The organism is Agromyces sp. Y575, assembly GCF_059445445.1.
The window spans coordinates 144,295-167,888 of sequence record NZ_JCAIUI010000004.1; the positions used below are offsets into that span (position 1 = coordinate 144,295).

Here is a 23,594-nt window from a genome sequence, read left to right on the forward strand (position 1 = left end):
CGTGACCGAGTCGGGGCTCTCGGCGATCTGGATTCCTGGGCTGACGGTCACAGCTCTGCCTCATCCTTCAGGGAGGAACGGACGTTGAAGTAGGAGATGGCCATGAGCAGGATGACCATGAACACGCCGATCGCAGCGGTCACGCCGAACTCGCCGAGGCCCTGCCGGAACAGATAGGTGGGCAGGATGTTGGTCTCGCTCGCGAGCCCTCCCTGCTGCTGCAGCGCATACACCTGGGTGAAGATTCGAAGGTTCCAGATGGTCTCGAGCACCAGTACGGCGGTCAAGACACCCCGCATGTACGGCATGGTGATGAGCCGGAACCGCTGCCAAGGGCTCGCGCCGTCGAGCGATGAGGCCTCGAGCACCTCTTCGGGCACCTGGCCGAGACCGGCGTAGAAGGTGACCGCGGCGAAGGGGACGCTCTGCCAGACGACGATGATGACGAGCACCATCATGAAGGACCACGGGTCGATGAGCCAGGAGTGGCCGCGGAAGTCCTGCGTGTCCGTGATGGTGTTGAGCGCCCAGTTCACGAGACCGTAATCGGTATCGAAGATCCAACCGAAGACGACGGTGGCCGAGAGCGGCGGCATCGCCCATGCGAGCATCAGGCCGATCGACACCGCGAGGCGCCAGCGCTTCGACAGTTTCGTCATGAGGAGGGCGATGACCATGCCGATCACGACGATGAGTGCCGTGAGTACGACCATGAGCCCGAGGCTGCGGGCGAGCACTGCCGGGAAGTCGGACTCGGTGAAGACCTCGATGTAGTTGTCGAAGCCCACGAAGTTCGGCGAGGTGCCGAGCATCTTGTTCTTGATCTGCAGGTCCGTGAAGGAGTTGACGAACATCACGATGGTCGGGTAGAGGACCATGACGCCGAGCAGGAGGATGCTGGGGGCGAGCAGCAGCCATGGCGCCCAGGGCAGCGGCTTCTTACGGGGACGATCGCCCGCGGAGTTACGCGGTGATTGGGGAGGTCTGGACTTCGGCGTGCGCGGCGCTGCGTCAGGCTCGGTGAGGGTTGCGCTCATGGCTGCTCCTCGGATGTGTCGCGGGGGATCGCGATTTGACTGATGGTACGTCTCGGGCGCGGCGGCGACGGCGACGGCGGGCACGAGGATGTCGTGGAGCGGGGGGCGGAGCTGTGTGGGACTCCGCCCCCCGCGCAGGGGCTCGACAGGCTAGCTGTTGAGGATGTCCTCGATCTGCGCGTCGAGGTCGGCCGCGATGGTCGCCACGTCCCCGCCCTGGGCGATCTTCACGAGCGCCTCCTGGATGATCTGCGCAGCTTCGACCTCGGCCCACTTCGGAGTGGTCGGGGTCACCTTCGAGTTGGCGAGCGCTACGGCCTGGGCCTTGGCGATCTCCGTGTCGGGCAGCGATGCAGCAGCTGCCGTGAAGCCCGGCGTCAGGCCGCCTTCGGCGAGCAGGATCTGGTAGTCCTCGCCAGCCATGATGTCGAGCGCGGCACGAGCCTGCTCGGGGTTGGCGCTCTTCGTCGCGACGGCGATGTTCGAGCCTCCGGCGAAGATCGGCGCGGTCTCCCCGGCCTCGAGGCCGGGGAGCGGGAACGCACGCAGGTCGGAACCGTAGGTGTCGGCACAACCCGGCGCCTCGGCGTCGGCCGGAGCCGTGATCGACCACTGCACCCACGCGGGAGCGGAGAGCAGCGCGATCTCACCGGCGCAGAACGGCACCTGCGGGTCGGTCTCGTCGCCGTCCTTCGCCGCGTTGGACGCGTTCACGTACACGTCCTGCAGCTGGGTCAGGCCCTCGATGCCACCTTCGCTCGAGAAGCCGGCTTTCCACTCGTCGCCGTCCTGCTCGGCGATGAAGCCGTCGTGCGCCCAGACGTAGGGAAGGGCGTTGTACCAGTCGCGGCCCGGAGCCCAGATACCCGAACGGGTGTCGGTCTTCAGCGCCTTGCCGGTAGCGACGTACTCGTCGAGTGTCGTCGGAACCGGTGTGGCGCCGAGGATCTGCTCGCTGTAGAACACGATACGACCGCCCGCGTAGTACGGCGCTGCGTAGAGCTCGCCGTCGTACGTGGCGGACTCGACGAGACCGGGCAGGTAGTCATCGGCCGGGAAGTCGGTGAGCGGCAGGAACAGTCCCTGGTCCGCGAAGCTCGCGGTCTGGGTGTTGCCGACCTCGACGACGTCGGGCGAGTCGTTCGACTGCAGTGCCGCCGCGTAGGTGTCACTCACGTCGGCCCAGGTCTTCTCCTCGACCGTGAGGGTCCAACCGTCGTTCTCCGCCTCGAAGGTGTCCTTGAGGTATTCGCGGGCTGTGTCGGGAGTGTCGGTGCCGACGACCCAGACGGTGATCTTGCCACTGTCGGCCGACTCGTTGCCACCACCGGCGCTGCAACCGGCGAGGGTCAGGGCAGCAGCAGCGCCGAGCGCCACAATGCCGAGTTTCCTCATTTGTCGTTTCCTTTCATGGGGATGGGGAGGCAGCGGGGGTTCGCTGTCACCCTTGGTGCGTGGAGTCCCTCACGAGACTCCGAGTTGTCCGGAGAGGACCATGACGGCCGCGCCGCGAAGGACGATGTCCTCCGCCTGCTCGGACATCCGGAGCCTCAGATCACGGTTGAATTCCGCCATCGTCCGCTTCCGGAGTGTTTCGACGGTCGCCTCGTGAAAGGCGCCGACGAGCAGTTGGGCGGGGCCGCTGAGCACGACCTCCGACAGGTTGAGCGCACCGACGACCGGTGCGAGCACGATGCCGAGTCGGCGGCCGGCCTCGCGAAGAATATCATCGCGTGCGGATGCCACGGCGACCTCGTCGCCGGAGAGCTCGGCGAGCTGGGCGGTCAGCCGCGGCACGGCGAGCCACGCTTCGAGGCATCCGTCTCTGCCGCATGCGCAGTGCGGGCCGCCATCGGTGCCGACGACCACGTGGCCGATCTCGCCGGCCGCGAAACCGCCGCCGATGACGGGTCGGCCGCCGATGATGAGGCCGGCGCCGACACCGTGCCCGATCTTGATCAGCAACAGGTCGTCGAGGTGGGACGAGCCGTGTTCGGCGAGGACGCCGACGTTCGCGTCGTTGGCGACGTACACGGGCAGGGCGAACAGGGCGGCGAGTCGATCTTGCAGCGCGACGTCGGTCCAGCCGAGGTTGGGCGCCGACCTGACCACGCCGTGCTGGTCGACGACGCCGGGTGAGCCGACGCCGACGCCGAGCACCGGCGTCGTAGTGCGCTCGGCGAGGCTCGCGACGAGTCGCTCGACGAGGAGTATGGCCGCTTCGCCGGTCGCACCGCCTCGCGCGATCTCGTCGCGGACGACGATCTGGCCGTCGAGGCCGACGACGGCGCCGCGGAACACCTCGTGCTCCGAGAGATCGACGCCGATGATGTGGAACGCATCGCGGTCGATGTCGATGAGGGTCGCCGGCTTGCCCGGTCGTGCGTCTTCGCGTTGGCCCAGCTCGACGACGAGCCCCTCGGCGATGAGGGCGGCGACGAGGTCGGAGATCGTGACCCGGGTGAGCCCGGTCTCGCGCGCGACATCCGCCCGGCTCTGCGCGCCGGCCGAATAGAGGGTCTGCAGCACGAGTGCACGATTGTGGGTGCGGGCGTGCTCGGGCAGGACCTTGCCGGTGGGACGGAGTGCGCGCGAACGGGTGAAGGCGGGAATGCCCGGGCTGGGTGCGATGAGCAGCTCGGGCGCCACCGGGGAGGTGGGGGGCGTCGGCACCGTTGTGACCGGGCCTCGCTGCGCATCCGTTGCAGTCACGTTTGTTAGTAAACCTTACGAACAAACCAGCCCGCAAGTGTTTGCAACCACTTCTCCCCGACGTTATCGAGTTGTGACCAGTTCCGCTTTCGCATCGAGCCGCCCGCCGATCGCGCGGAGCGCCGCGAGGATCGTCACGAGATCGACCACTTCCTGCAGCACCGCACCGAGGACAGCCGGGATCACCCCGAACGCGGCGACGAACATGAGCCCGACGCTCACGATGATGCCGATCCAGATGCTCTGCAATGCGATGCGAACGGTGTCTCGGCCGATCTCGACCGCCTTGGCCGTGAGCGAGATGTCATCGACGAGGATCACGGCAGACGCCGACTCACTCGCCGCCGTCGCGCCTTTCGCCCCCATCGCGATACCGACATCGGCGGCCGCGAGTACTGGCGCATCGTTGACACCGTCGCCGACCATGATCACCGGCCGATCCGCAACCGCCGCGACCTCGTGCACCTTGTCGGCAGGAAGGCAATCCGCCCGCACGCGGGTGATGCCGAGTTCGGCGGCGACGTGATCGGCCGTCGCCTTCGCGTCGCCTGTGAGCATCATGACGCGGTGCACGCCGAGTTCGTCCAGGCGCGCCAGCGTGGCCTTCGCGTTCTCGCGCAGCCGGTCGCTCGCGAGCAGTGCCCCGCCGAAGCGACCGTCGATCGCGACGTAGACCGCGAGTTCTCCCGGCGCGATCTCGGTGCGCTCCGCATCCGGCGCGTGCTCGCGTACGAAGGCGAACTTGCCGACGACGACCTCACGCCCGCCGACCTTCGCGGTCACGCCGTTCGTCGCGGCTTCGCGCGCCCCCTCGGCTTCTGCCAGGGCCAACCCGCGATCCTTCGCCGCCTGGATCATCGACGTTGCGAGCACGTGCGACGAATACTGCTCCGCCGAAGCCACCGCGCCGAGCAGTTCGTCGTCGCCGAAGCCGTTCGCCGGCCGGATCGCGACGAGTGTCGGCGAACCGTGGGTGAGCGTGCCGGTCTTGTCGAACACGGCCGTCTTCGCCGCTGCGAGCTGCTCGAGCACTCCCCCGCCCTTCACGATCACGCCGTTCCTCGCCGCGCGGCTCATGCCGCCGATGAATGCCACCGGCGCGGCGATGAGCAACGGGCACGGGGTGGCGAGCACGAGCACCTCCGCGAAGCGCACCGGGTCGCCCGACGCCCACCACGCGACCGCGGCGAGCGCGAGCGAGAACACCGTGAACGGCACGGCGTAACGATCGGCGAGCCGCACGACCGGCGCCTTCGATGCGGCCGCGGCCGTGACGAGGGCCATGATCTGCTGGTACTGGCTGTCGGCTGCGGACGCCGCGGCGACGACCTCGACCGCAACCTGGCCGTTCACCGACCCGCTCAGCACGAGGTCGCCGGCGTGCTTCTCGACCGGGACCGACTCCCCGGTGATCGACGATTCGTCCATCGTCGTCTCCGCAGAGCGGAGGTTCGCGTCGACCGGCACGATCTCGCTCGGTCGCACGAGCAGCACGTCGCCGACCTGAACCTGGCCGGCGGGCACGTCGACGATCGCGTCGCCCTCCATGCGGTGCGCATGTTGGGGCGAACGGGTCAGCAAGGCGTCGAGCTCGCGCTTGGCGCGACGGTTCGCGTAGTCCTCGAGAGCCGCGCCGCCCGTGAGCATGAGCACCACCACGAGGGCGGCGACGTACTCGCCGACGAGCACCGTCGCGACGATCGCGGTGACCGCGAGGATGTCGAGGCCCCAGTGCCCGCGCAGAATGTCGCGCACCATGCCGACGGCCTGCCAGGCCGCCACACCGAGGGCGTACACACTGAAGATCCACTGCACGGCGGCACCTGCGCCGGTGAGGGCGAGCACGACGCCGAGCAGACCGATGCCGATCGTGAGCGTGACGGCCCAGTACTGGCGGGCGAGCTTCAGGATACGTGCCATGCCCCCATCCTCCCGTGCCGCACTCTTTTCAGGAGTTTTTCGGGCGCACGGGTCGGATTGGGGCGATTCCTCCTGAAAAGGGCCCGGATTCGAGGGGGCGTTCCTGAGAAACGTGGTGGAGAGGGGGCGGAAACGCGAACGGGGGTCGGATGCCGCGGCATCCGACCCCCGTCACGAGGCGTTTCGACTACGCGGCGATGCGCGCCTTCAGGTTGTCGGCCAGTGTCGCGAGGAACTCCTCGGTCGTCTGGTAGCCCTGCTCGGGGCCGACGAGGGCCGCGAGGTCTTTCGTCATGGCGCCCGACTCGACGGTCGTGATGACGACGTCTTCGAGGGTCGCGGCGAAGTCGATGAGCTCCTGGTTGCCGTCGAGCTTGCCGCGGTGCGCGAGGCCGCGCGTCCAGGCGAAGATCGAGGCGATCGGGTTCGTCGAGGTGGGATTGCCGGCCTGGTGCTGGCGGTAGTGACGTGTGACGGTGCCGTGCGCCGCTTCGGCCTCGACGACCTTGCCGTCGGGAGTGGCGAGCACCGAGGTCATGAGGCCGAGCGAGCCGAAGCCCTGGGCCACGGTGTCGGACTGCACGTCGCCGTCGTAGTTCTTGCACGCCCAGACGTAGCCGCCCTCCCACTTCATGGCCGAAGCGACCATGTCGTCGATGAGGCGGTGCTCGTAGGTGAGGCCGGCGGCGTCGAACTGCGCCTTGAACTCGGTCTCGAAGATCTCCTGGAAGATGTCCTTGAAGCGGCCGTCGTACGCCTTCAGGATCGTGTTCTTCGTCGAGAGGTACACGGGGTAGTTGCGGTTCAGGCCGTAGTTCAGCGAAGCGCGGGCGAAGTCGCGGATCGACGCGTCGAGGTTGTACTGCACCTGCGCGATGCCGTCGCCCGGGGACTGGTAGACCTCGAACTGCTGCGGCTCGCCACCGTCTTTCGGGGTGAACGAGACCGAGAGGGTGCCCTCGCCCTTGAAGAGGAAGTCGGTGGCGCGGTACTGGTCGCCGAAGGCGTGACGGCCGATGATGATCGGCTTGTTCCAGCCCGGCACGAGGCGCGGGATGTTCGAGATGATGATCGGCTCACGGAAGATGACGCCGCCGAGGATGTTGCGGATCGTACCGTTCGGCGACTTCCACATCTTCTTCAGGCCGAACTCCTCGACGCGCGCCTCGTCGGGCGTGATCGTCGCGCATTTGACGCCGACGCCGTGCTTCTGGATCGCGTGGGCCGCATCGACCGTGATCTGGTCGTCGGTCTCGTCGCGCTTCTGGATCGAGAGGTCGTAGTACTCGAGGTTCACATCGAGGTACGGGTGGATCAGCGTGTCTTTGATGGCCTGCCAGATGATGCGCGTCATCTCGTCGCCGTCGAGCTCGACGACGGTGCCTGCAACCTTGATCTTCGACAAAGTGGATGTCTCCTTGATTCTGGTGGGGGAAACGGGAAGCTTCGGGGCGGTCGGACACGCCGTCCGCCAGCTTACCGCGTCGCCTGATTATCTCCACATCGAGAGATATTTCGGCTCGAGATCGAGGCGAGCGGATGCCGCAGCATCCGCTCGGTCGCGACGACACTGCGCCGCTCGATCGGTCAGATATCGGCCTTGTCGCGAATGGCCGTGAGCAGTTCGTCGATCATGGCGCGCTGGAGCTGCCCGTCGAGTGCGCGGGGTGTCGTCGACACCGGCCGATGGCCTTTGTGTCGTCTCGGCTACCGACGCGGAGCTCGCACGGGTTAGCCTTGGCTGCATGGCTGAGCTGAGACTGGAAGACCTGTCGGCGTCGAACATTGTTGCGGCGAACTCGCTGTCACTCAAGCCCGGCCAGGAACAGTTCATCGCCCCGGTCACCTACTCAGCCGAGTCGTCGGTCATCGATCCCGCCACCGCGTGGCAGCGTGTCGCACTGCTCGAAGACCGGGTCGTCGGGTTCATCCACGGCAACTTCGACCCCGAGAACGAGCACGAGGAGTTCCGCGCGTGCATCTGGCGCATCAACGTCGACGCCGAGGTGCAGGGCAAGGGCGTCGGCCGATTCCTCGCGACGGCGCTCGCCGAAGAGGCGAAGCGCCGCGGCTTCGACCGCATCACCGTGCTGTGGGAGCCGGGCGAAGAGGGGCCTGAAGCGTTCTTCCACCGAATCGGCTTCACCGACATCGGTGAGACCGCGTACGGTGACGTCATCGGTGCGCTCGAGCTCTGACGCGAGCACCGATCAGGCCCAGCGGATGCCGCAGCAGCACATCGACGGGCGCCGCCCTGAGCCTGTCGAAGGGCGCCGCCCTGAGCCTGTCGAAGGGCGCCGCCCTGAGCCTGTCGAAGGGTTCGTCGAGGCCGTACTCGTCGTGGTCGCCGACATCCCTTCGGGGCAAGTGGCGACCTACGGCGACATCGCCGCATTGCTCGGCTCCCGCGGCGCCCGCGCCGTCGGACAGGTGATGGCCAGGCATGGAGCGGATGTCCCGTGGTGGCGGGTCGTGCGCGCCGGCGGCCGGCCGCCGGCAGGCCACGCAGAGCGGGCGCGCGTGCACTACGACGCCGAGGGCACGCCGCTGCGCACGACGGCCGACGACGACGGCTACCGCATCGACCTCACCGCGTGCCGCTGGCGGGCCTGAACACCCCTGCGGGTTGAGGAGGCGCGCCGGCGCCCGCCACCCTGCGGGTTGAGGAGGCGCGCTAGCGCCGTCTCGAAACCCCCATGTACGGGCAAGCAGGTTTCGAGACGCTCGCTTCGCTCACTCCTCAACCCGCGAAGCCTCGAGACGCTCGCTTCGCTCACTCCTCAACCCGCGAAGCCTCGAGACGCTCGCTTCGCTCGCTCCTCAACCCGCGAAGTCCGCGCCGAGCGGGATGCGCACCGTGATCGTCGTGCCGGCACCCACCGGGCTCACGATGAGGAACCGGCCGCCGACGGCGTCGACGCGGTCGGCGATGCCGAGCATGCCCGAGCCTGCGTCGACGGATGCCCCGCCCACGCCGTTGTCGCGCACGACGAGTTCGAGTTCGCCGCCGTCGATGCCGGCTCGCACCCATGCCCGCGTCCCCTCCGCGTGCTTCGCGATGTTCGCGAGCGCCTCTGAGACGACGAAGTACGCGGTCGACTCGACGACCTCGGGCAGGCGCCCCTCGGCTTGCACATCGAGCTCGACCGGCACCGGGCAGCGACCGGCGAGTTCCGGCACCGCGAGCGCCAGTCCGCCCGACGACAACAGCGACGGGTGGATGCCGTGCGCGAGTTCGCGCAGGTCTTTGAGGCCCTGGTTCAGCATGCCGATCGTGCCGTCGAGTTCGATCCCGAGCGGCTCGACACCGCGATCGCGCGCCTGGTTCGCCGCGAGGCGCAAGCGCATGCCGAGGGACACGAGCTGCTGCTGAGCCCCGTCGTGCAGGTCGCGTTCGATGCGACGCCTCGCCTCGTCGCCCGCCTCGACGATGCGACTTCGCGACTGGCGGACCTGCTCGAGGGTGCGTTCGATCTCCGAACGCAGCCGCCCGTTGTCGACCGAGAGTCGCAGCGCGCTCGAGACCCCGTCGAGGAGGCGCATGTTGTCGGTGAGCACCCGGTCATGGCGGATGACGGCGATCGGGATTCCGGTCGGCGACGCGACGGGCAACAGGCCGTGATCGCCACGTCGGTCGTCGGGGCCGTGTTCGAGCGGTTCGCCCGCGGCATCCGCATATCTGGCGCGCTCTTCGTCCCACCAGTAGACGCGTACCGAGGCGTCGCGCAGGGTGCGCGCGAGCGATTCGGCCCACAACCCGCGATCGGCGCCCTCGCGCGTGATGCGCATCAGGTCTGCGACCCGGGCGCGCATGTTCCGCGTGTGGGCGATGCCTGCGACGAAGCTGACGGGGATCGACGCGATCGCCACGAGCGAAACGGTATCGAGCACGAGGTCGGCGGTGCCGGATGCCGCGTAGTTGGCGGCCTGGGCCGCGAGGGTGATCGCCCAGGCGAACAGGGCGACCGGCATGAGGAATGCCACCGTGCGGGCGGGAACGCTTCCGCGCACCCAACGGACGAGGAGCCGGCCGGCGATCACGAGTGCGAGCAGCACGCCGACGATGCGGTAGCCGATGTCGATCATCGCGAACAGCGCAGGCGCCTCCGCGATGCGGTACGGATTGGGAGCGCAATCGCACACTCCTGCAGACGGCTGGCCGAGCAGGAGCACTCCGAGGAGGTAGCCGACCGACGCGACGAGCGCGATTCCCGCGATCCAGCGATCGACCCGGTCGACGAGCCAGCCGCGCGGATACACGAGCACGAGGATGCCGGTGAGCACCGCCCACCAGAGGTGCAGGCCGTAGAGCAGCGGCCAGAGCCATCCGATGTCCTCGACGACGCGCAGGAACGACAGTGGTATCCACACCACGGCGAAGGTCACCATCAGCCGTGCCGGCACTCGCGAGGGGCCGATCGACCAGGCGATGCCTGCGCACGCCACGAACACGAGCGGAACGAGCGCGTGAAGGGTCGTCCATGACACTTCACGACGGTCCGCCGCCGGGGTGGCGATGTATCCCGAGATCTCCATCGCGAGGCTCACCGCCACGACCACGGCGATGATGATGCTGCGTCTGATGATCCGGCCTTTGCGGCCGGGGGCCATCACCTCGCGCCGAGGAGCGTCAGTACCGCGAGCACCCGTCGGTGGTGCTCGGGCGACTCCTCGAGATCGAGCTTCTGCAGGATGGAGCGGACATGCGTCTCGACGGTCTTCAGCCCGAGGAAGAGCGACTGCGCGATGCCACCGTTCGAATACCCCTGCGCCATGAGTTCGAGCACGGATCGCTCGCGTTCGGTGAGGCGCGAGAGGGGGTCGTCGGCGCGGGTGCGCTGCACGAGCTGTTCGACGACCTCGGGGTCGACGACCGACCCGCCCGAAGCGACCGTCTCGACCGCACGCACGAGCGTCTGAGGCTCGGAGACGCGTTCCTTCAGCAGGTAGCCGGTGCCGCTGCCCGCGCCCATGACGCGCAGGGCGTACTCGGGCGTCGCGTACATCGAGAGCAGCAGGACGCCGATGGTCGAACCCTGTGCGCGCATCTCTTCGAGGGCGAGGATGCCCTCGTCGCGGTGGCTCGGGGGCATGCGGATGTCGAGGACGGCCGCGTCGAGCTCGCCGCGAGCAGCGACCTCGAGGAGTTCGGCACCCGTGCCGACGGAGGCGACGACCTCGATGCCGCCGTCAACGAGCACCTTGGCGATGCCCTCGCGCAGAAGGAGCGCGTCATCGGCGATCGCCACGCGCAGGGGACGTGCGGCCGTCTCCATCGCTCCTCCATTCCGGGGCAGGCGTGACCGTCATCGGGTGGACCCGCCTCCCGTGAGGGTACCGCGGTTGCACTCGGCCCGCGCGGCCCATTTCAGGGGGCACCCCGGTGCGGGCGCACCGGATCACTGCCAGGCTGGAGAGTTCGTGCCCGTCGAGCGCACGCCGATCCCGCTCAGTGCCTGCACCCCGGGCCGCCCCGTGGTCGCCCTGATCCCGCACCCCCGGCCGCGCGGCAGACTTCGGGTCATGTCCTGGTCCGAGCGTTTGCATGGGCTGCTCGATGAGCGCGCACCGGCGTCCGTCGTGCCGCCGGGCACCGGTTCGGCAGCCGAGCGCGTGCCGCACCGCGAACTCGTGCGCCGCGACCTGGCCGAATACGCCGAGCACATCCGGCTGGGCGAGCTCGTGCGCCGTCATGGCACCCCACTCCTCGTGCTCGACACCGACCGGGTCACCATGCGGCTCCTCGACCTGCGCCGGCAGCTGCCGAACGTCCGCATCCACGTCGCGGCGGGAGCACTGCCCCACCCGGCGGCTGCACGCGCCGTCGACGCGTTCGGCGCGAGCATCGACGTCGCGTCCCGAGCGCAGATCGCCCTCCTCGAGCATCACGCCATCTCGGTGGATCGCAGCGTTCACACCCACCCTGTGAAGACCGTCGCCGATCTCACCAGTGCATACCTCCGAGGCATCCGCACCTTCGTCGTCGACAACGCGGCCGAGGTCGCGAAGTTCGCCGGCCTGCCGACGGATGTCTCGGTGCTCGTGCGCCTCTCAGCAACTGCGCCGACCAGCTCGAGCACGCCGGCGGTGAAATTCGGTGTCACCACGGCAGGGGCACCGGACCTCGTCGAGATCTGTCGGCACGCCGGACTGCACAGCGCAGGGTTCAGCGTGGACCTCGCGGTCGGGGCGACGCCGGCGACGTGGAGACGCGCGATCCACGACGCGCTCCACCTCGAACAGCGGCTGCGGAGGCAGGGCGGGCGCCGGAGCGTGCTGCACCTGGCCGGTGAGCTCCCCCTCGACCACGGCGAACGCGCTGGGGTGCGCGCCGACGTCATTCGCGCCATCCGCAGCGCGCTGGCGGGCGCTCCCGGAGACCTCCGTGTGTCGTTCGACCCCGGCCGCTCCGTCACCGCACCGGCGATGACACTCGTGACCCGCGTGATCGGCACTGCCGATCGCCCCGACGGGCGCTGGCACCACCTCGACGGGTCGTTGCCCGTTGCGCAGCCCGGCGAGGCCGGTGGCAATATCGCGGAGCGGGTGTTCGCGGCGGTAGAACTCGGCGCTGAGCCGGTGACGGATGGTGCCACGGAGCGGCCGACCCGGCGGCTGTTGATGCGCGGACGCCGACACGTCACCCTCGCCGGTCCCAGCCTCGACCCCGGAGACGGAGTCGTGCGCGGCTGCCTGCTCCCGCCGCTCGGCGACGGCGACCTGCTCGTGAGCCCGATGGCCGGAGCGGGGTTCCCGAACCATCCGGCGGCGCCGGTCGTCGTCATTCCCGGCTGAGGCCCGGGACGCGGATGCCCCGCGCCGATCGTTCGGCGCGGGGCATCCGCTCGCGGCAGGCGTGTTCGACCTAGACGAGCGAGTCCCGCCAGGCCGCGTGGAGCGCCGCGAACCTTCCGGAACCGCCGATGAGCTCGGCCGGAGTGCCGTCTTCGACGAGGCGACCGTGTTCCATCACGAGCACCCGATCTGCGATCGAGACCGTCGACAGGCGGTGCGCGATGATGATGGCGGTGCGGTCGGCGAGGAGCTTGGTCAGCCCGTCTTGCACGAGCCGCTCGCTCGGGATGTCGAGCGAGGACGTCGCTTCGTCGAGGATCAGTACCGCAGGGTTCGCGAGGAACGCCCGCGCGAACGAGATCAACTGGCGCTGTCCGGCGCTCACTCGCCCGCCACGCTTGTTCACATCGGTGTCGTAACCGCCGGGCAGAGCCTCGATGAACTCGTGCGCGCCGACCGCCATTGCCGCCCGTACGATCTCGTCGGACGTCGCATCGGGCTTGCCGAGCGCGATGTTGTCGGCGACCGAGCCCGAGAAGAGGTAGGCCTCCTGCGTGACCATGACGATCGCTCGCCGGAGGTCTTTCGGGTGCAGGTCGGCGAGCGCGATGCCGTCGAGCGAGAGGACCCCGTCACTCGGGTCGTAGAAGCGAGCGATGAGCTTGGCGAGCGTCGACTTGCCGGCACCCGTCGAGCCGACGAGCGCGATCGTCTGTCCGGCCGGAATGTCGAGGTCGAACCGGGGCAGGATGACCCGGTCCTTCGTGTAGGCGAACTCGACGCCGTCGAAGCGCACGTGGCCCTCGGCGTTCCACAGGTCGACCGGCTTCACCGGGTCGGGCACGCTCGGCTCCTCTTCGAGCACGCCCGAGATCTTCTCGAGCGCCGAGGAGGCCGACTGGTACCCGTTGTAGAACATCGCGAGGTCTTCCATGGGGTCGAAGAAGCGCTTCGTGTAGAGCACTGCGGCGAGCAGTACACCGACCTCGAGGCCCCCGTCGACCACACGGAAGCCGCCGAGCACGAGCGTGACCGCGACCGCGGTGTTGCCGATGAACGCAAGTCCCGGGTTGAACACCGCGAACAGGCCGAGCACCTTCGCGTTGACGTCGCGGTAGTCCTCGGTGAGTCCGGCGAACTCGGCCTCGTTGCGGCGTTCCTTGCGGAACGCCTGCACGGCGCGCATGCCCGTCATCGTCTCGACGAACTGCACGATGAGCTTCGCGGATGCCACGCGTGAACGCCGGAACAGCGATTGGGAGCGCACCTGGAACCACCGTGTCAGAATGCCGAGGGGCACGAGCGCGACGACCAGCACGAGCCCGGAGGGCAGGTCCATCAGGAGCAGTGCGATGGCGGTGAACACCATGTACATGAGCCCGCGCACGAGGAGTGTGAGCCCCTCGTCCATGAGCTCGCGGATGGCGTCGAGGTCGCTCGTCTGGCGTGAGATGATACGCCCCGACGTGTACGACTCGTGGAACTCCAGCGAGAGCTTCTGCGTGTGCAGGAACACCCTCGTGCGCAGGTCGATGAGCACGGCCTGGCTGATGCGGGCCGACATCCGGATGTACACCGAGATGAGGAACGCACCCACGAGGCCCGTCAGGAGGTACGCGAAACCGGCGAATGCGGCGGGGTACCAGTTCTGTTCGATCAGCGCAGGAATGCCCTGGTCGATGCCGAACGCGATGAGCGCCGGGCCGGCGACCTGCGCGGCCGACGACACGACGATCGCCAGCGCCGTGACCCACAGCTTGGCCTTCAGCGGTGAGAGCAGCGAACCGAGGAGCCGCCGCGAGCGGGCGCGGATCTGCGCGGATTCCGCCTTCGTGTAGTCCTGGCGTTCTTCGCCCTGCACTCCGGTGACGCTCATGATGCCGCCTCCTCTCGGATCGTGGTGTCGACATCGACGGCATCGATGCCGGTGTTCCTGCGCTCGTCGTCTTCGAGGCTCGAGATGACGAATCGGTAGTGTTCGCTCTCCTGCAGGAGCTCGGAGTGGGTGCCCACCGCGGTGATCCGCCCGTGCTCGAGCAGCGCGACCCGGTCGGCGAGCATGACCGTCGACGGGCGGTGCGCCACGATGAGCGCCGTGGTCGAGGCGAGCACGGAGCGCAGCTCAGCCTCGACCCTTCCCTCGGTCGCGACGTCGAGCGCCGAGAGCGGGTCGTCGAGTACGAGAACGGCGGGCTTGGCCGCGACCGCGCGAGCGAGCGCGAGTCGCTGGCGCTGTCCGCCGGAGAGGCTCATGCCCTCTTCGCCGACCTTGGTGTCGACGCCCTCTGGCAGGTCGTAGACGAACGCGGCCTGCGCGATCCGCAGGGCCTCGTCGAGCACCCGCTCGGCCTCCGCCCGTGTCTCGGGGTCGTCGGCGGCGAGTTCGGGTCGGCCGAGCAGCACGTTGTCGCGCACAGAGGCGCTGAAGAGCGTCGCATCTTCGAAGGCCATGGCGATGAGCGTCCGCAGCTCTTCACGGCTGAACGCGCGCACGTCGACGCCGTCGAGCGTCACCGAACCCGCAGTGACGTCGTACAGGCGCGTGGTGAGTGCGGTCATCGTGGTCTTGCCGCAACCGGTGAGGCCGACGAGCGCCATGGACTCCCCTGGCTCCAGCACGAGGTCGACGCCGTCGAGGAGGTCGTCGAATCGCTCGGGCGAATCCTGATAGCGGAAGTGCACGCCGGTGAAAGCGAGTTGGCCGCGCGGACGTTCGAGGGTGCGCGGTTCGGCCGGGTCGAGGATCGTGTTCTCGCTGTCGAGGATGTCGAAGTACCGGTCGGTCGCGGTGCGCGCGTCGAGGGCGAACGCGAGCATGAAGCCGATCGACTCGATGGGCCACGCGAGCACGGTTGCCGTCGCGAAGAAGGCGACGAGCTCGCCGACGCTCAGCTGTCCCTGCGCGGCCAGCCACACACCCGCCACGAGGCAGATCGAGAGGGCGACCGCCGGAATGACCATGATCCACACCCAGATGGTCGCGTCGAGGCGCGCCTTCTCGATCTCGGTGCTGCGCAGCGACTCGGCCTGCGCGCGGAACGTGGACAGGGCGTGCTTGCCGCGCCCGAACGCCTTCAGCACCCGGATGCCGTGCACCGACTCCTCGACGGCGGTCGCGAGGTCGCCCGCCTGGTCTTGGCTGAGCCGCGACATCTCGGAGTAGCGGCCCTCGAAGCGCCAGCCCGCCCACCAGAGCGGCAACGAGCAGACGAGGAAGATGAGCCCGAGGAACCAGTTCATCGACATCAGGATGCCGACGCCCACGACGATGATCACGACGTTCGCACCGGTCAGCACGAGCCCGAACGAGAGCCACCGGCGGATGAGGCCGAGGTCGCTCACCGCGCGGGAGAGCAACTGGCCGCTCGGCCAGCGATCATGGAAGCTCACGGGCAGATCTTGGAGCTTCGCGTAGAGCGCGTTGCGCATGCGCGCCTCGACCCGGGTGCCGGGGCCCACGACGAGCCAGCGGCGGATCGCATAGAGGATCGCCTCGACAGCGCCGAGGACGAACACGAGCACCGCGAGCGGGATGACCGCGTCGGCCTCACGATTGGCGAGCGGCCCGTCGACAATCTGCTGAAGCACCTGCGGGATCGCCAGGGCGATGAGGTGCGCCCCGATCGCAGCGGCCATGCTGCCGGCGAATGCGGGCATGGCCGGCCCGGCGTACTCGCGCAACCGCCAGAGCGCGCGCAGGGTACCGAGCCGCTCAGGCCCTGCGGTCGAGTCGGGTGCGCCGTGCGCAGTCGCTTGGGGGGATTCGGACACAGCCGGTTCCAATCAGAAGGGGCGCCGGACGCTCCGGAGCGAGCCCGAACGGCGAAGGTTTGGTGAAGAGAGAGTGGCGCGGATCGCGAAGGCGCGTGAATCCGCGGGGCAGGCGAGGCCTGCGCGGCAGGAACGGGCGGTCTACCCGGCAAGCCCGACGACGAGATACGCCGGGCGGGCAGAGCCGTGGACCGCAATCGTGCGGGCGTCGGTTTCTGTCTGCATGGTGTCCTCCTGCAAGTCGTCTGCGAATCTCGAGGCCGGTCGGATCTCTCACCGCGGCCAGCCCTTCAGACTATGGCGTTTCCGGGGTGGCACGCAAGACCGCACTCACCGCTAGGCTGTGCGGATTCGTCGCCACGCGGGCGACAGCGATCGTCTCCCCCCAGACGAACCGCCCAGCCCCGCCCCTACGCCCCTGCGCGTGCGACCCGATCAACGAGGAGAACGCGTGGGTGCGGCACGGATGGCGTTCGCCCGAGCAAACGCTCGCGCTGGCGTGCTCGCATCGATCGCCGCCGTCGTCCTCCTGCTGTCCGCCCTCGGCACCGGAGTCGTCGACTCACTCGCGGGTTCGTCGGCGAGCAGCCTTCGCAGCGGTCTCGAAGCCGTCCAGGGCGCAGCGGGAGCGGCGCGCTGGCAGATCCGTGTGGCGAACGACACGGCGGCCCAAGCGGATGCCGCGGCATCCGTGCTCGATCGCACGCTCACGCCCCACGGCGCGTCGTGGAGTCGCACCGTCGAGACCGCACCTGTGGATGCCACGAGCGGCGAGACGGCCTTCGGCGCCGTCCTCCTCGCGGATGCCGGCGCCGCTGCACGTTCCGAACTCGTCGACGGCGCCTGGCCCGACGAACCCGAGGCGCTCGCCGCGGCCTCGGCCGACGGCGCCGAACCTGCGACGCTCCATGCCCATGCTGCGGAGGCGCTGGGCCTCGCGCCGGGCGACCTCGTCGAGCTCGCCGGTACATCGACTCCGCGCCTCCTCATCGTGGGCACGTGGCTGCCGATCGATCCCAACGATCCGGCGTGGTTCGGCGAGGCCGTCGTCGCCTCCGGCGGCACGCCCGAAGGCGCCGGCCCCTTCCTCGTCGCCGAGGAGGCGACGCTCGACGTGCCCGCCGCGGTCGTCGTACGCTGGACCGCCGTCGTCGACGGGGCCGTCGCCACGCCCGAGTCAGCGCAGGCCCTCCGCGCCGAGCTGCCCGACGTCGAGCCCGCACTCCGCGCGGAGCCCGCCATCGGCACCGACGGCTTGAGTTCGCTCGGCGGCCTCGGCGCCACCCTGACGAGGCTCCTCGCCAGTCTCGGAGCCGTGCGCGCGATCGCACCACTGCCCCTGCTCCTGCTCGCCTTCGCGGGCTTCGCCGCCCTCACCCGGCTCGCAACGCTCCTCGGCGCCGCTCGACGCGGCGAGACCGTGCTGCTCCGTGCTCGAGGAGCCTCCGCCGGCCGGCTCGCACGCGACACCGCGTTCGAGGTCCTCGCGCTCGGCGTACCGGCCGCACTCGTGGGTGCGGCCGTCGCCGAGGCGTTCCTCACGATCACCCGGCCCGGGGAGGCCCGTGACTGGACCACCGCGGCGCTCGTGGCATCCGTCGCGCTCATCGGTGCCGTGCTCATCGTCGCCGGAGGCGCGTGGCTCGATGCCCGACGGCCGGTCGTACGCGGGTCGGGCGATGAGGTGGGCCGGATGTCCCGTGGTCTCGTCACCGGCGGCGTGGTGCTGCTCGTCGCGGTCGCGGCCATCTCCCTCTGGCAGTTCCGCCTGTACGGCTCACCGCTCGTGGCGACCGCGTCGGGCACGATCGACGTCGACCCGATCGCCGTGCTCGCACCGGTGCTCGTGCTCGTCGCGCTCTCACTCGTCGCGCTCGGGCTCTCCCGACCGATCGACGCCGTACTCGAGCGGCTCGCCGCCGCCCGGCCGGCCCTCGTCCCGTCGCTGCCGATGCGCCAGCTCGCGCGACGCGCTGCGCTCTACGCCTCTGCATCGCTCGTCACGATGCTCGCCATCGCGGGGCTCACCCTGACGGCCGCCTTCTCGGGTGCATGGCACGACATCGACCGCACCGCTTCGGCGCTCGCCACCGGCGGCGAGGTGCGGGTCTCGATCGCGGGCCGCGACGTGGTGCAGGGCCCTGACGCGCTCGCGCTCGACGACGCGGTCGCCGGCGTCGAGGGCGTCACCGCCGAGGCACCGGTCTTCCGCGGCGAGGTGCGGGTCGGTTCCGAACCGTCGACCTTCGTGGCGGTGCCCAGCGCGGAGGTCGACGCGGTCGCCCCCGGCACCGGTACGGGGCACGCGACCGCGGCACTCGCCGACTCCGCAGCCGCAGCCGGTGCTGCGTTGCCGCCCGAAGCCACGACGGTCGACTTCACCGTCGAAGTCGATGCGCTGGACGGCATGAGCGGGACCGTCGCGGTGACGGCGTGGCTCCTCACGGAATCGGGCGCGGCGACACCGGTCACCCCGGCGGTCGTCGACATCGCCGCTGGCGGCGGCGTCGTGACCCTCGAGCTCCCGGAAGCCGAAGGCCTCCGATTCATCGGCCTCGGCGCTTCGCTCTCGGGTGCTTCGAGCGCCGACGTGCTCGTCTCGTTCGGCGCGATCTCATTCGACGGCACGAACGTCGCCGCACCCGAGTTCGAGACGGAACGCGAGCTGCGCCTCTCATCGAAGGCGTCGAGCGGGCGGGTGTCGCTCGTGTCGGGCGGGAGCGACCCGCTGCCCGTCGTACTCGGCTCCGAAATGGCCGAGCGGATCGCTGCCGACGTGGGCGACGAGTTCGCGTTGAGAGTACTCACCGGTGGCGTCGAGGTCGACGCGGTCGTGGCCGGAATCCTGCCGGTGGTGCCGACCGCGGGCAGCGACGCCGTACTCGCCGACCTCGGCGCGTTCGAACGGTACGCCTTCGATACGGGCGCAGGCGTTCCTGCGTTCGGGGAACGGTGGGTCGCGGCATCCGACCCCGACCAGGTCGCCGACGACCTGAGTCGCGACCACGGCTCGGCCGTCATCGCCGATGCACGGTCGGCCGCCTCCTCCGCGCCGTTCATCGCTCCCGCGATCGCAGCCCTCTGGACCGGGACAGCCGGCGCCCTGCTCTTCGCCCTGATCGCGGTCGTGGCGCTCGTCGCCGCACTCTCGGGCAGCCGATTCGGCGAGATCGTCGTGCTCCGCGTGCTCGGCGTGCCGGCGCGAACGCAGTCGCGCGCCCGATTCGCCGAGTTGGCCGTGACGCTCGGCACCGCCATCGTGATCGGCGTGCTCGTCGGGATCGTCACGGCATTGCTCACTGCACGCGAGCTCGCCCGGGTCGCCGTGGCGGGAGTGCCGGCGGTGATCCCAGTCGAGTTCGTCCTGGATCCGGTGCCGTTGATCGGGGGGGTCGCGGCGTTCGTCGTGCTCGCTGCGGCGATCGCGGCCGGCGCCGCGGCATCCGTTCGGCGAGTCGCATCACGCCCCGGGCTCAGGCAGGAGGAAGGATGACCGGCCTGCATCACTCACGACTCACCACCACAGGTCTGCTGCGGCGCCAGTTCTTCGCAGCACCGAGCGCATCGGTCATGCTCGCGCTGCTCGTGTTCGCCGGAGCGCTGCTCGCCACGGGGGTGCCGCGCGCGATCTCGTCCATGCACACGGCTGCGCTCGAAGCAGAGCTCGAACAGTTCCCGGCTCGCGAGCTCGACCTCGTCGCCGCCAGCCGCAACCTGCCCGAGCTCGGGGCATCTGCGGGCGACTCGACGCTGCCGCCCGAAGTCGACGCGGTCTGGGGCGCACAAGAGCAGCGCATGCTCGACATCCGCGCCAATATGCCCGAGCTGCTGCACAGCGTCACGGGAGAACCGCTCACCTCGCTCGTCGCCGGGCCCACCGCCGCAGCCGTGGAAGGTGCCGCACCCGGCTCGACCCTGTACACGCTGTTCACGGGGATCGACCCGAGACTCCGTGAGCACGTCACGCTCACCGGCGGCGAGTGGCCTGCACCCATGACCGGCACGGCACCGAGCAGCACGCCCCTCGACATCGTGCTCGCCGATGCAGTCGCCGCAGAGATGGAATGGGCGTTGGGCGAGGTCCGCTCGATCACGGTCGGCTCCTCCCCTCAGCCGGTGCGCCTGGTCGGCACGTTCGCGGCGGTCGATCCCGACGACGGTTTCTGGACGCACGTGCCGGTGGCGCTCGAACCGTCGGTTGCGTACACCCCCGGCGGCTTCATCGAGGTCACCGGGCTCGGCTTCGCCGATCCGGTGTCATGGACGGCGCTGCAGAACTCGCAACTGCCGACCGCGATGGACGTGTGGTTCCCGACGCTGCCCGAGCGCATCCGCGCCGCCGACTCGGCCGAGCTCACGACGCAACTCGGCGAATTCACGAGTCAGACGTTCGTGCTCGGCGGCGGCTCATGGGAGTTCTGGTTCGCGACGGTCGGCGACGTCGCCTTCACGAGCGGCCTGGCCGACGCCCTCGGTAACGCGGCCGTCGCGGCGAGCGCGACCGACGCGGTGCTCGCCACGATCGCGTCCGGACCGATCGGCGTGATGGTCGCGGTGCTCGTGCTCGGTGCCCGAGTGGTGTTCGAGCGTCGGCGCACCGGACTCGAACTGGCAGCCGCCCGAGGCGCATCGCCCGGCCAGCTCCGTGGCATCCTCGCGCTCGAAGGCCTGGCCATCGGCGTACCGGCCGCCGTCGTCGGCGGTGTCATCGGCACGCTGCTCGTCGCAGCCGACGCCGGACTCGGCGGGTGGGCGATCGCGGCGCTCTTCGCCCTCACGCCCGCTGCCCTCCTCGTCGCAGCTGAGCCCGCACTCAGCCCGCTGCGGCGAGCCAGGTCGGATCTCGGTCGCCCGAGCAAAGGCCGCTTCCGGTGGATCGCCGAGGTGCTCGTCACGGTGCTCGCGATCACCGCGGTCGTGCTGCTGTTCCGCCGCGGTCTCTCCACCTCCGCCGCGACGACCGGCGTCGACCCGCTGCTGGCCGCGGTCCCGCTGCTCCTCTCGCTGCTCGCCTGTCTCGTCGTGCTTCGGCTCTATCCGCTCCCGCTCTCGGCTCTGGTGCGCCGCACGGCGCGCCGAGCCGATCTCGTTCCGTTCCTCGGTTCGGCGCGAGCGCTGCGCGACCCCTCGGCGGGCCTGGTCCCGGTACTGGCCGTCGTCGTCGGCGTCTCGGTCGCAGTATTCTCCTCGGTGCTGCTCGGCACGGTGCAGGCCGGCGTCGATCGCGCCGCCGACGCACAGGTCGGCGCCGACGCCTCGGTGGGCGGCACGCCGTTCACGCTCGTCCAGCTCGACGAGTTCGCAGCAGTACCGGGTGTCGATGCGATCGCGCCGGTATTCTCGACGAGCCCGACCAAGGTCAGCGCCGACGGGCGCTCCCGCACATCGACGCTCATCGTGATCGACTCCGAGCAGATGCGTCGCGTGCAGGCCGATCGCGCCGGGTCGACCCCCCTGCCCGCCGGACTCGAGTCACCGGATGCCGACGCGGTGCCCGTCGTGCTCTCGAAGACCGTCGCCGACATCGTCGAGGGCGCAGACGCCGCCGAACTCGACGGCCACGAGTTCGAAGCGCTCGCGGTCGTCGACGGGAGAACCGCGTACTCACCTCGCTCGAACTGGGTGCTCATGGATCGTGTGAACGCGAAACCGTTCACCGATACGCTCGTGCCGCGCACGGTGCTCGTTCGTTTCGAGCCGGGTGCCGACGCCGACGAGATCACCGCGGCACTCGCGGAGATCGCCGGCCATTCGGCGACGGTCACGACTCCCGACGAGCTTCTCGAGGAACTTCGCGCGAAGCCCACGACGCAGGCCCTCGTGCTCTCGCTCATCCTCGCCATCGTGCTCGCGAGCCTGCTCACGGCACTCGCGATAGTGCTGACGCTCGTCGTCGGCCGTCCGGCCCGCGACCGGCTGTTGCCGCTCCTGTCGACTCTGGGCCTCGGCCGTCGCGGCGAGCGCGCACTCGTCGCCTGGGAGATCGGACCGGTCGCGATCATCGCCCTCGTCGCCGGGGCGCTCCTCGGCGCGGCGCTGCCGTTCGTGGTGCTCTCGGCGATCGACCTGCGTGCGTTCACGAACGGCGACGTGCAGCCCGCCGTGACGTTCGACCCCTGGCTGATCACCGCGGTGCTCGCGGGCAGCGTGCTCGTGACCGTTGTCGCGGCCGCCGCGGCATCCCGCATCGACGGCAGCGTGAACGCCGCTCGCGCGATGCGCAAGGAAGAGGAAGGATGACCCCGTGACCCCGACCGACATCCAGACGCAGCAGGCGCAGCCAGGCCAGCAGGCGACGCAGCGGCCGCACGCCGCACCGGGAGCGCAACCGCACATCCTGTGCACCGACCTGGTGCGCATCTTCAGCGCCGACGGCGTCGAGGTGCAAGCGCTGCAGGGACTGAACCTCCGCGTCGATCCCGGCGAGATGGTCGCCGTCGTCGGCGCATCCGGCTCCGGCAAATCGACGCTGCTGACGATCCTCTCCGGCCTCGACACCGCCACAGCGGGTGTCGCCCACGTGGCCGGACACGACCTGCTCACCATGGGCGGGCGCGAACGCGTGGCGTACCAGCGGCACACGGTCGGCTTCGTCTGGCAACAGACCTCCCGCAACCTGCTGCCCTATCTCACCGCCGGCGAGAACATCGCCCTCGCGATGAACGTCGCCGGCACCCTCCGTGGTGCGGCGAGGGCGAGCCGTGTCGATGAGCTTCTCGAACTGCTCAACGTCGGCGATGCGCGCGATCGGCGTCCAGGCGAACTCTCGGGCGGTCAGCAGCAGCGCGTCGCGATCGCGGTCGCGCTGGCGAACTCACCGCACGTGCTGCTCGCCGACGAGCCGACCGGCGAACTCGACGAGGCGACCTCCGCCGCCGTCCTCGAGGCGATGCGCGGCGTCAACGAAGAGCTCGGGGTCACCACGCTCATCGTCACCCACGACCCGACCGTCTCAGACCACGTGCGGCGCACCGTGCAGATCCGCGACGGGCGCACCTCGACAGAAGTGCTGCGTTCGACACGGCTCGACGAGCACGGCGAGGAGGAGCACATCGCCGAGGAGTTCGCCGTGCTCGATCGAGTCGGCCGCCTGCAGTTGCCGCACGACTTCATGCAGAGCCTCGAGCTGAGGGACCGCGTGCGCCTCGCACTCGAAGCCGACCACGTCGGCGTGTGGCCGGGCGACGAGGGGCGAGCGGATGCCGCGGCACGGCCCTCCCCCGAAACGATCGATGCCGCGCCCACGAGTGCCACGGATACCGACCGCACCGGCGACGGCGGCTCGCCGACTGCCGGTGGCACCCCGGCTGCCGGTGGCTTGCCGGCTGCCGGTGGCTCCCCAGTGGACCACGGTGCATC

At 69.6% G+C, this 23,594-nt stretch carries 14 protein-coding genes and 1 pseudogene; 6 read left to right on the forward strand and 9 right to left on the reverse strand.

All coding sequences use genetic code 11. From position 1 onward, the window contains the following. Nucleotides 1-47: 47 nt before the first annotated feature. The 5 genes from AC1C2U_RS16670 to AC1C2U_RS16690 all read right to left on the reverse strand — a co-directional run bounded on the left by AC1C2U_RS16670 (nucleotide 48) and on the right by AC1C2U_RS16690 (nucleotide 7,074). Nucleotides 48-1,037: a carbohydrate ABC transporter permease gene (locus AC1C2U_RS16670; RefSeq protein ID WP_495362892.1), complete on the reverse strand. Its 990-nt coding sequence runs from the start codon at nucleotides 1,035-1,037 to the stop codon at nucleotides 48-50. A gap of 150 nt (nucleotides 1,038-1,187) precedes the next feature. Next, the gene (locus tag AC1C2U_RS16675) at nucleotides 1,188-2,432 is read right to left on the reverse strand and encodes an extracellular solute-binding protein (protein WP_495362893.1); all 1,245 of its coding nucleotides are present in this window, start codon (nucleotides 2,430-2,432) and stop codon (nucleotides 1,188-1,190) included. A gap of 69 nt (nucleotides 2,433-2,501) precedes the next feature. Then, nucleotides 2,502-3,674, reverse strand: coding sequence for an ROK family transcriptional regulator (locus AC1C2U_RS16680; RefSeq protein ID WP_495363112.1), 1,173 nt, complete (start codon nucleotides 3,672-3,674; stop codon nucleotides 2,502-2,504). A gap of 138 nt (nucleotides 3,675-3,812) precedes the next feature. After that, entirely contained in the window at nucleotides 3,813-5,669 is a 1,857-nt protein-coding gene (locus AC1C2U_RS16685; protein ID WP_495362895.1) for a heavy metal translocating P-type ATPase, read from the reverse strand. Nucleotides 5,670-5,856: 187 nt separating this feature from the next. After that, nucleotides 5,857-7,074 (reverse strand): NADP-dependent isocitrate dehydrogenase, encoded by a 1,218-nt coding sequence (locus AC1C2U_RS16690; protein WP_495362896.1) that lies wholly within the window; start codon nucleotides 7,072-7,074, stop codon nucleotides 5,857-5,859. 340 nt (nucleotides 7,075-7,414) lie between these two features. On the opposite strand from AC1C2U_RS16690, the gene AC1C2U_RS16695 reads away from it, so the two are divergent. Together AC1C2U_RS16695 and AC1C2U_RS16700 are read left to right on the forward strand one after the other, a co-directional pair. Continuing rightward, nucleotides 7,415-7,867, forward strand: a complete 453-nt coding sequence (locus tag AC1C2U_RS16695) for a GNAT family N-acetyltransferase (protein ID WP_495362897.1) — start codon at nucleotides 7,415-7,417, stop codon at nucleotides 7,865-7,867. Between the two features lie 25 nt (nucleotides 7,868-7,892). Next, a complete protein-coding gene (locus AC1C2U_RS16700) occupies nucleotides 7,893-8,282 on the forward strand; it encodes an MGMT family protein (RefSeq protein ID WP_495362898.1) in 390 nt (129 codons plus the stop codon). Between the two features lie 207 nt (nucleotides 8,283-8,489). Here the strand turns inward: AC1C2U_RS16700 and AC1C2U_RS16705 are convergent, their stop codons facing one another. Further along, nucleotides 8,490-10,280: a sensor histidine kinase gene (locus AC1C2U_RS16705; RefSeq protein ID WP_495362899.1), complete on the reverse strand. Its 1,791-nt coding sequence runs from the start codon at nucleotides 10,278-10,280 to the stop codon at nucleotides 8,490-8,492. After that, nucleotides 10,280-10,945, reverse strand: a complete 666-nt coding sequence (locus AC1C2U_RS16710) for a LuxR C-terminal-related transcriptional regulator (protein WP_495362900.1) — start codon at nucleotides 10,943-10,945, stop codon at nucleotides 10,280-10,282. The genes AC1C2U_RS16705 and AC1C2U_RS16710 overlap by 1 nt, the downstream gene beginning before the upstream one ends. Before the next feature lie 247 nt (nucleotides 10,946-11,192). Here AC1C2U_RS16710 and AC1C2U_RS16715 point away from each other — a divergent pair, with 247 nt between their 5' ends. Beyond that, a complete protein-coding gene (locus AC1C2U_RS16715; RefSeq protein WP_495362901.1) occupies nucleotides 11,193-12,464 on the forward strand; it encodes a type III PLP-dependent enzyme domain-containing protein in 1,272 nt (423 codons plus the stop codon). A gap of 70 nt (nucleotides 12,465-12,534) precedes the next feature. Here AC1C2U_RS16715 and AC1C2U_RS16720 read toward each other — a convergent pair whose 3' ends face one another. Further along, the gene (locus AC1C2U_RS16720) at nucleotides 12,535-14,340 is read right to left on the reverse strand and encodes an ABC transporter ATP-binding protein (protein ID WP_495362902.1); all 1,806 of its coding nucleotides are present in this window, start codon (nucleotides 14,338-14,340) and stop codon (nucleotides 12,535-12,537) included. Next, nucleotides 14,337-16,235, reverse strand: coding sequence for an ABC transporter ATP-binding protein (locus tag AC1C2U_RS16725; RefSeq protein ID WP_495362903.1), 1,899 nt, complete (start codon nucleotides 16,233-16,235; stop codon nucleotides 14,337-14,339). Before AC1C2U_RS16725 ends, AC1C2U_RS16720 begins: the two co-directional genes overlap by 4 nt. A gap of 451 nt (nucleotides 16,236-16,686) precedes the next feature. On the opposite strand from AC1C2U_RS16725, the gene AC1C2U_RS16730 reads away from it, so the two are divergent. From AC1C2U_RS16730 to AC1C2U_RS16740, 3 genes and pseudogenes are all read left to right on the forward strand, one after another. Then, the gene (locus AC1C2U_RS16730; RefSeq protein WP_495362904.1) at nucleotides 16,687-19,728 is read left to right on the forward strand and encodes a hypothetical protein; all 3,042 of its coding nucleotides are present in this window, start codon (nucleotides 16,687-16,689) and stop codon (nucleotides 19,726-19,728) included. Beyond that, nucleotides 19,725-22,475, forward strand: coding sequence for an FtsX-like permease family protein (locus tag AC1C2U_RS16735; RefSeq protein WP_495362905.1), 2,751 nt, complete (start codon nucleotides 19,725-19,727; stop codon nucleotides 22,473-22,475). The genes AC1C2U_RS16730 and AC1C2U_RS16735 overlap by 4 nt, the downstream gene beginning before the upstream one ends. 112 nt (nucleotides 22,476-22,587) lie before the next feature. Then, nucleotides 22,588-23,457: pseudogene (locus AC1C2U_RS16740) on the forward strand (ABC transporter ATP-binding protein); the annotation flags it as partial. Nucleotides 23,458-23,594 lie beyond the last annotated feature (137 nt).

Coding starts and splice junctions, on each gene's coding strand:
- AC1C2U_RS16670 (WP_495362892.1), bottom strand. CDS start 1,037: ATGAGCGCAACCCTCACCGAGCCTGACGCAGCGCCGCGCACGCCGAAG.
- AC1C2U_RS16675 (WP_495362893.1), bottom strand. CDS start 2,432: ATGAGGAAACTCGGCATTGTGGCGCTCGGCGCTGCTGCTGCCCTGACC.
- AC1C2U_RS16685 (WP_495362895.1), bottom strand. CDS start 5,669: ATGGCACGTATCCTGAAGCTCGCCCGCCAGTACTGGGCCGTCACGCTC.
- AC1C2U_RS16695 (WP_495362897.1), top strand. CDS start 7,415: ATGGCTGAGCTGAGACTGGAAGACCTGTCGGCGTCGAACATTGTTGCG.
- AC1C2U_RS16700 (WP_495362898.1), top strand. CDS start 7,893: ATGCCGCAGCAGCACATCGACGGGCGCCGCCCTGAGCCTGTCGAAGGG.
- AC1C2U_RS16705 (WP_495362899.1), bottom strand. CDS start 10,280: ATGGCCCCCGGCCGCAAAGGCCGGATCATCAGACGCAGCATCATCATC.
- AC1C2U_RS16710 (WP_495362900.1), bottom strand. CDS start 10,945: ATGGAGACGGCCGCACGTCCCCTGCGCGTGGCGATCGCCGATGACGCG.
- AC1C2U_RS16715 (WP_495362901.1), top strand. CDS start 11,193: ATGTCCTGGTCCGAGCGTTTGCATGGGCTGCTCGATGAGCGCGCACCG.
- AC1C2U_RS16720 (WP_495362902.1), bottom strand. CDS start 14,340: ATGAGCGTCACCGGAGTGCAGGGCGAAGAACGCCAGGACTACACGAAG.
- AC1C2U_RS16735 (WP_495362905.1), top strand. CDS start 19,725: ATGACCGGCCTGCATCACTCACGACTCACCACCACAGGTCTGCTGCGG.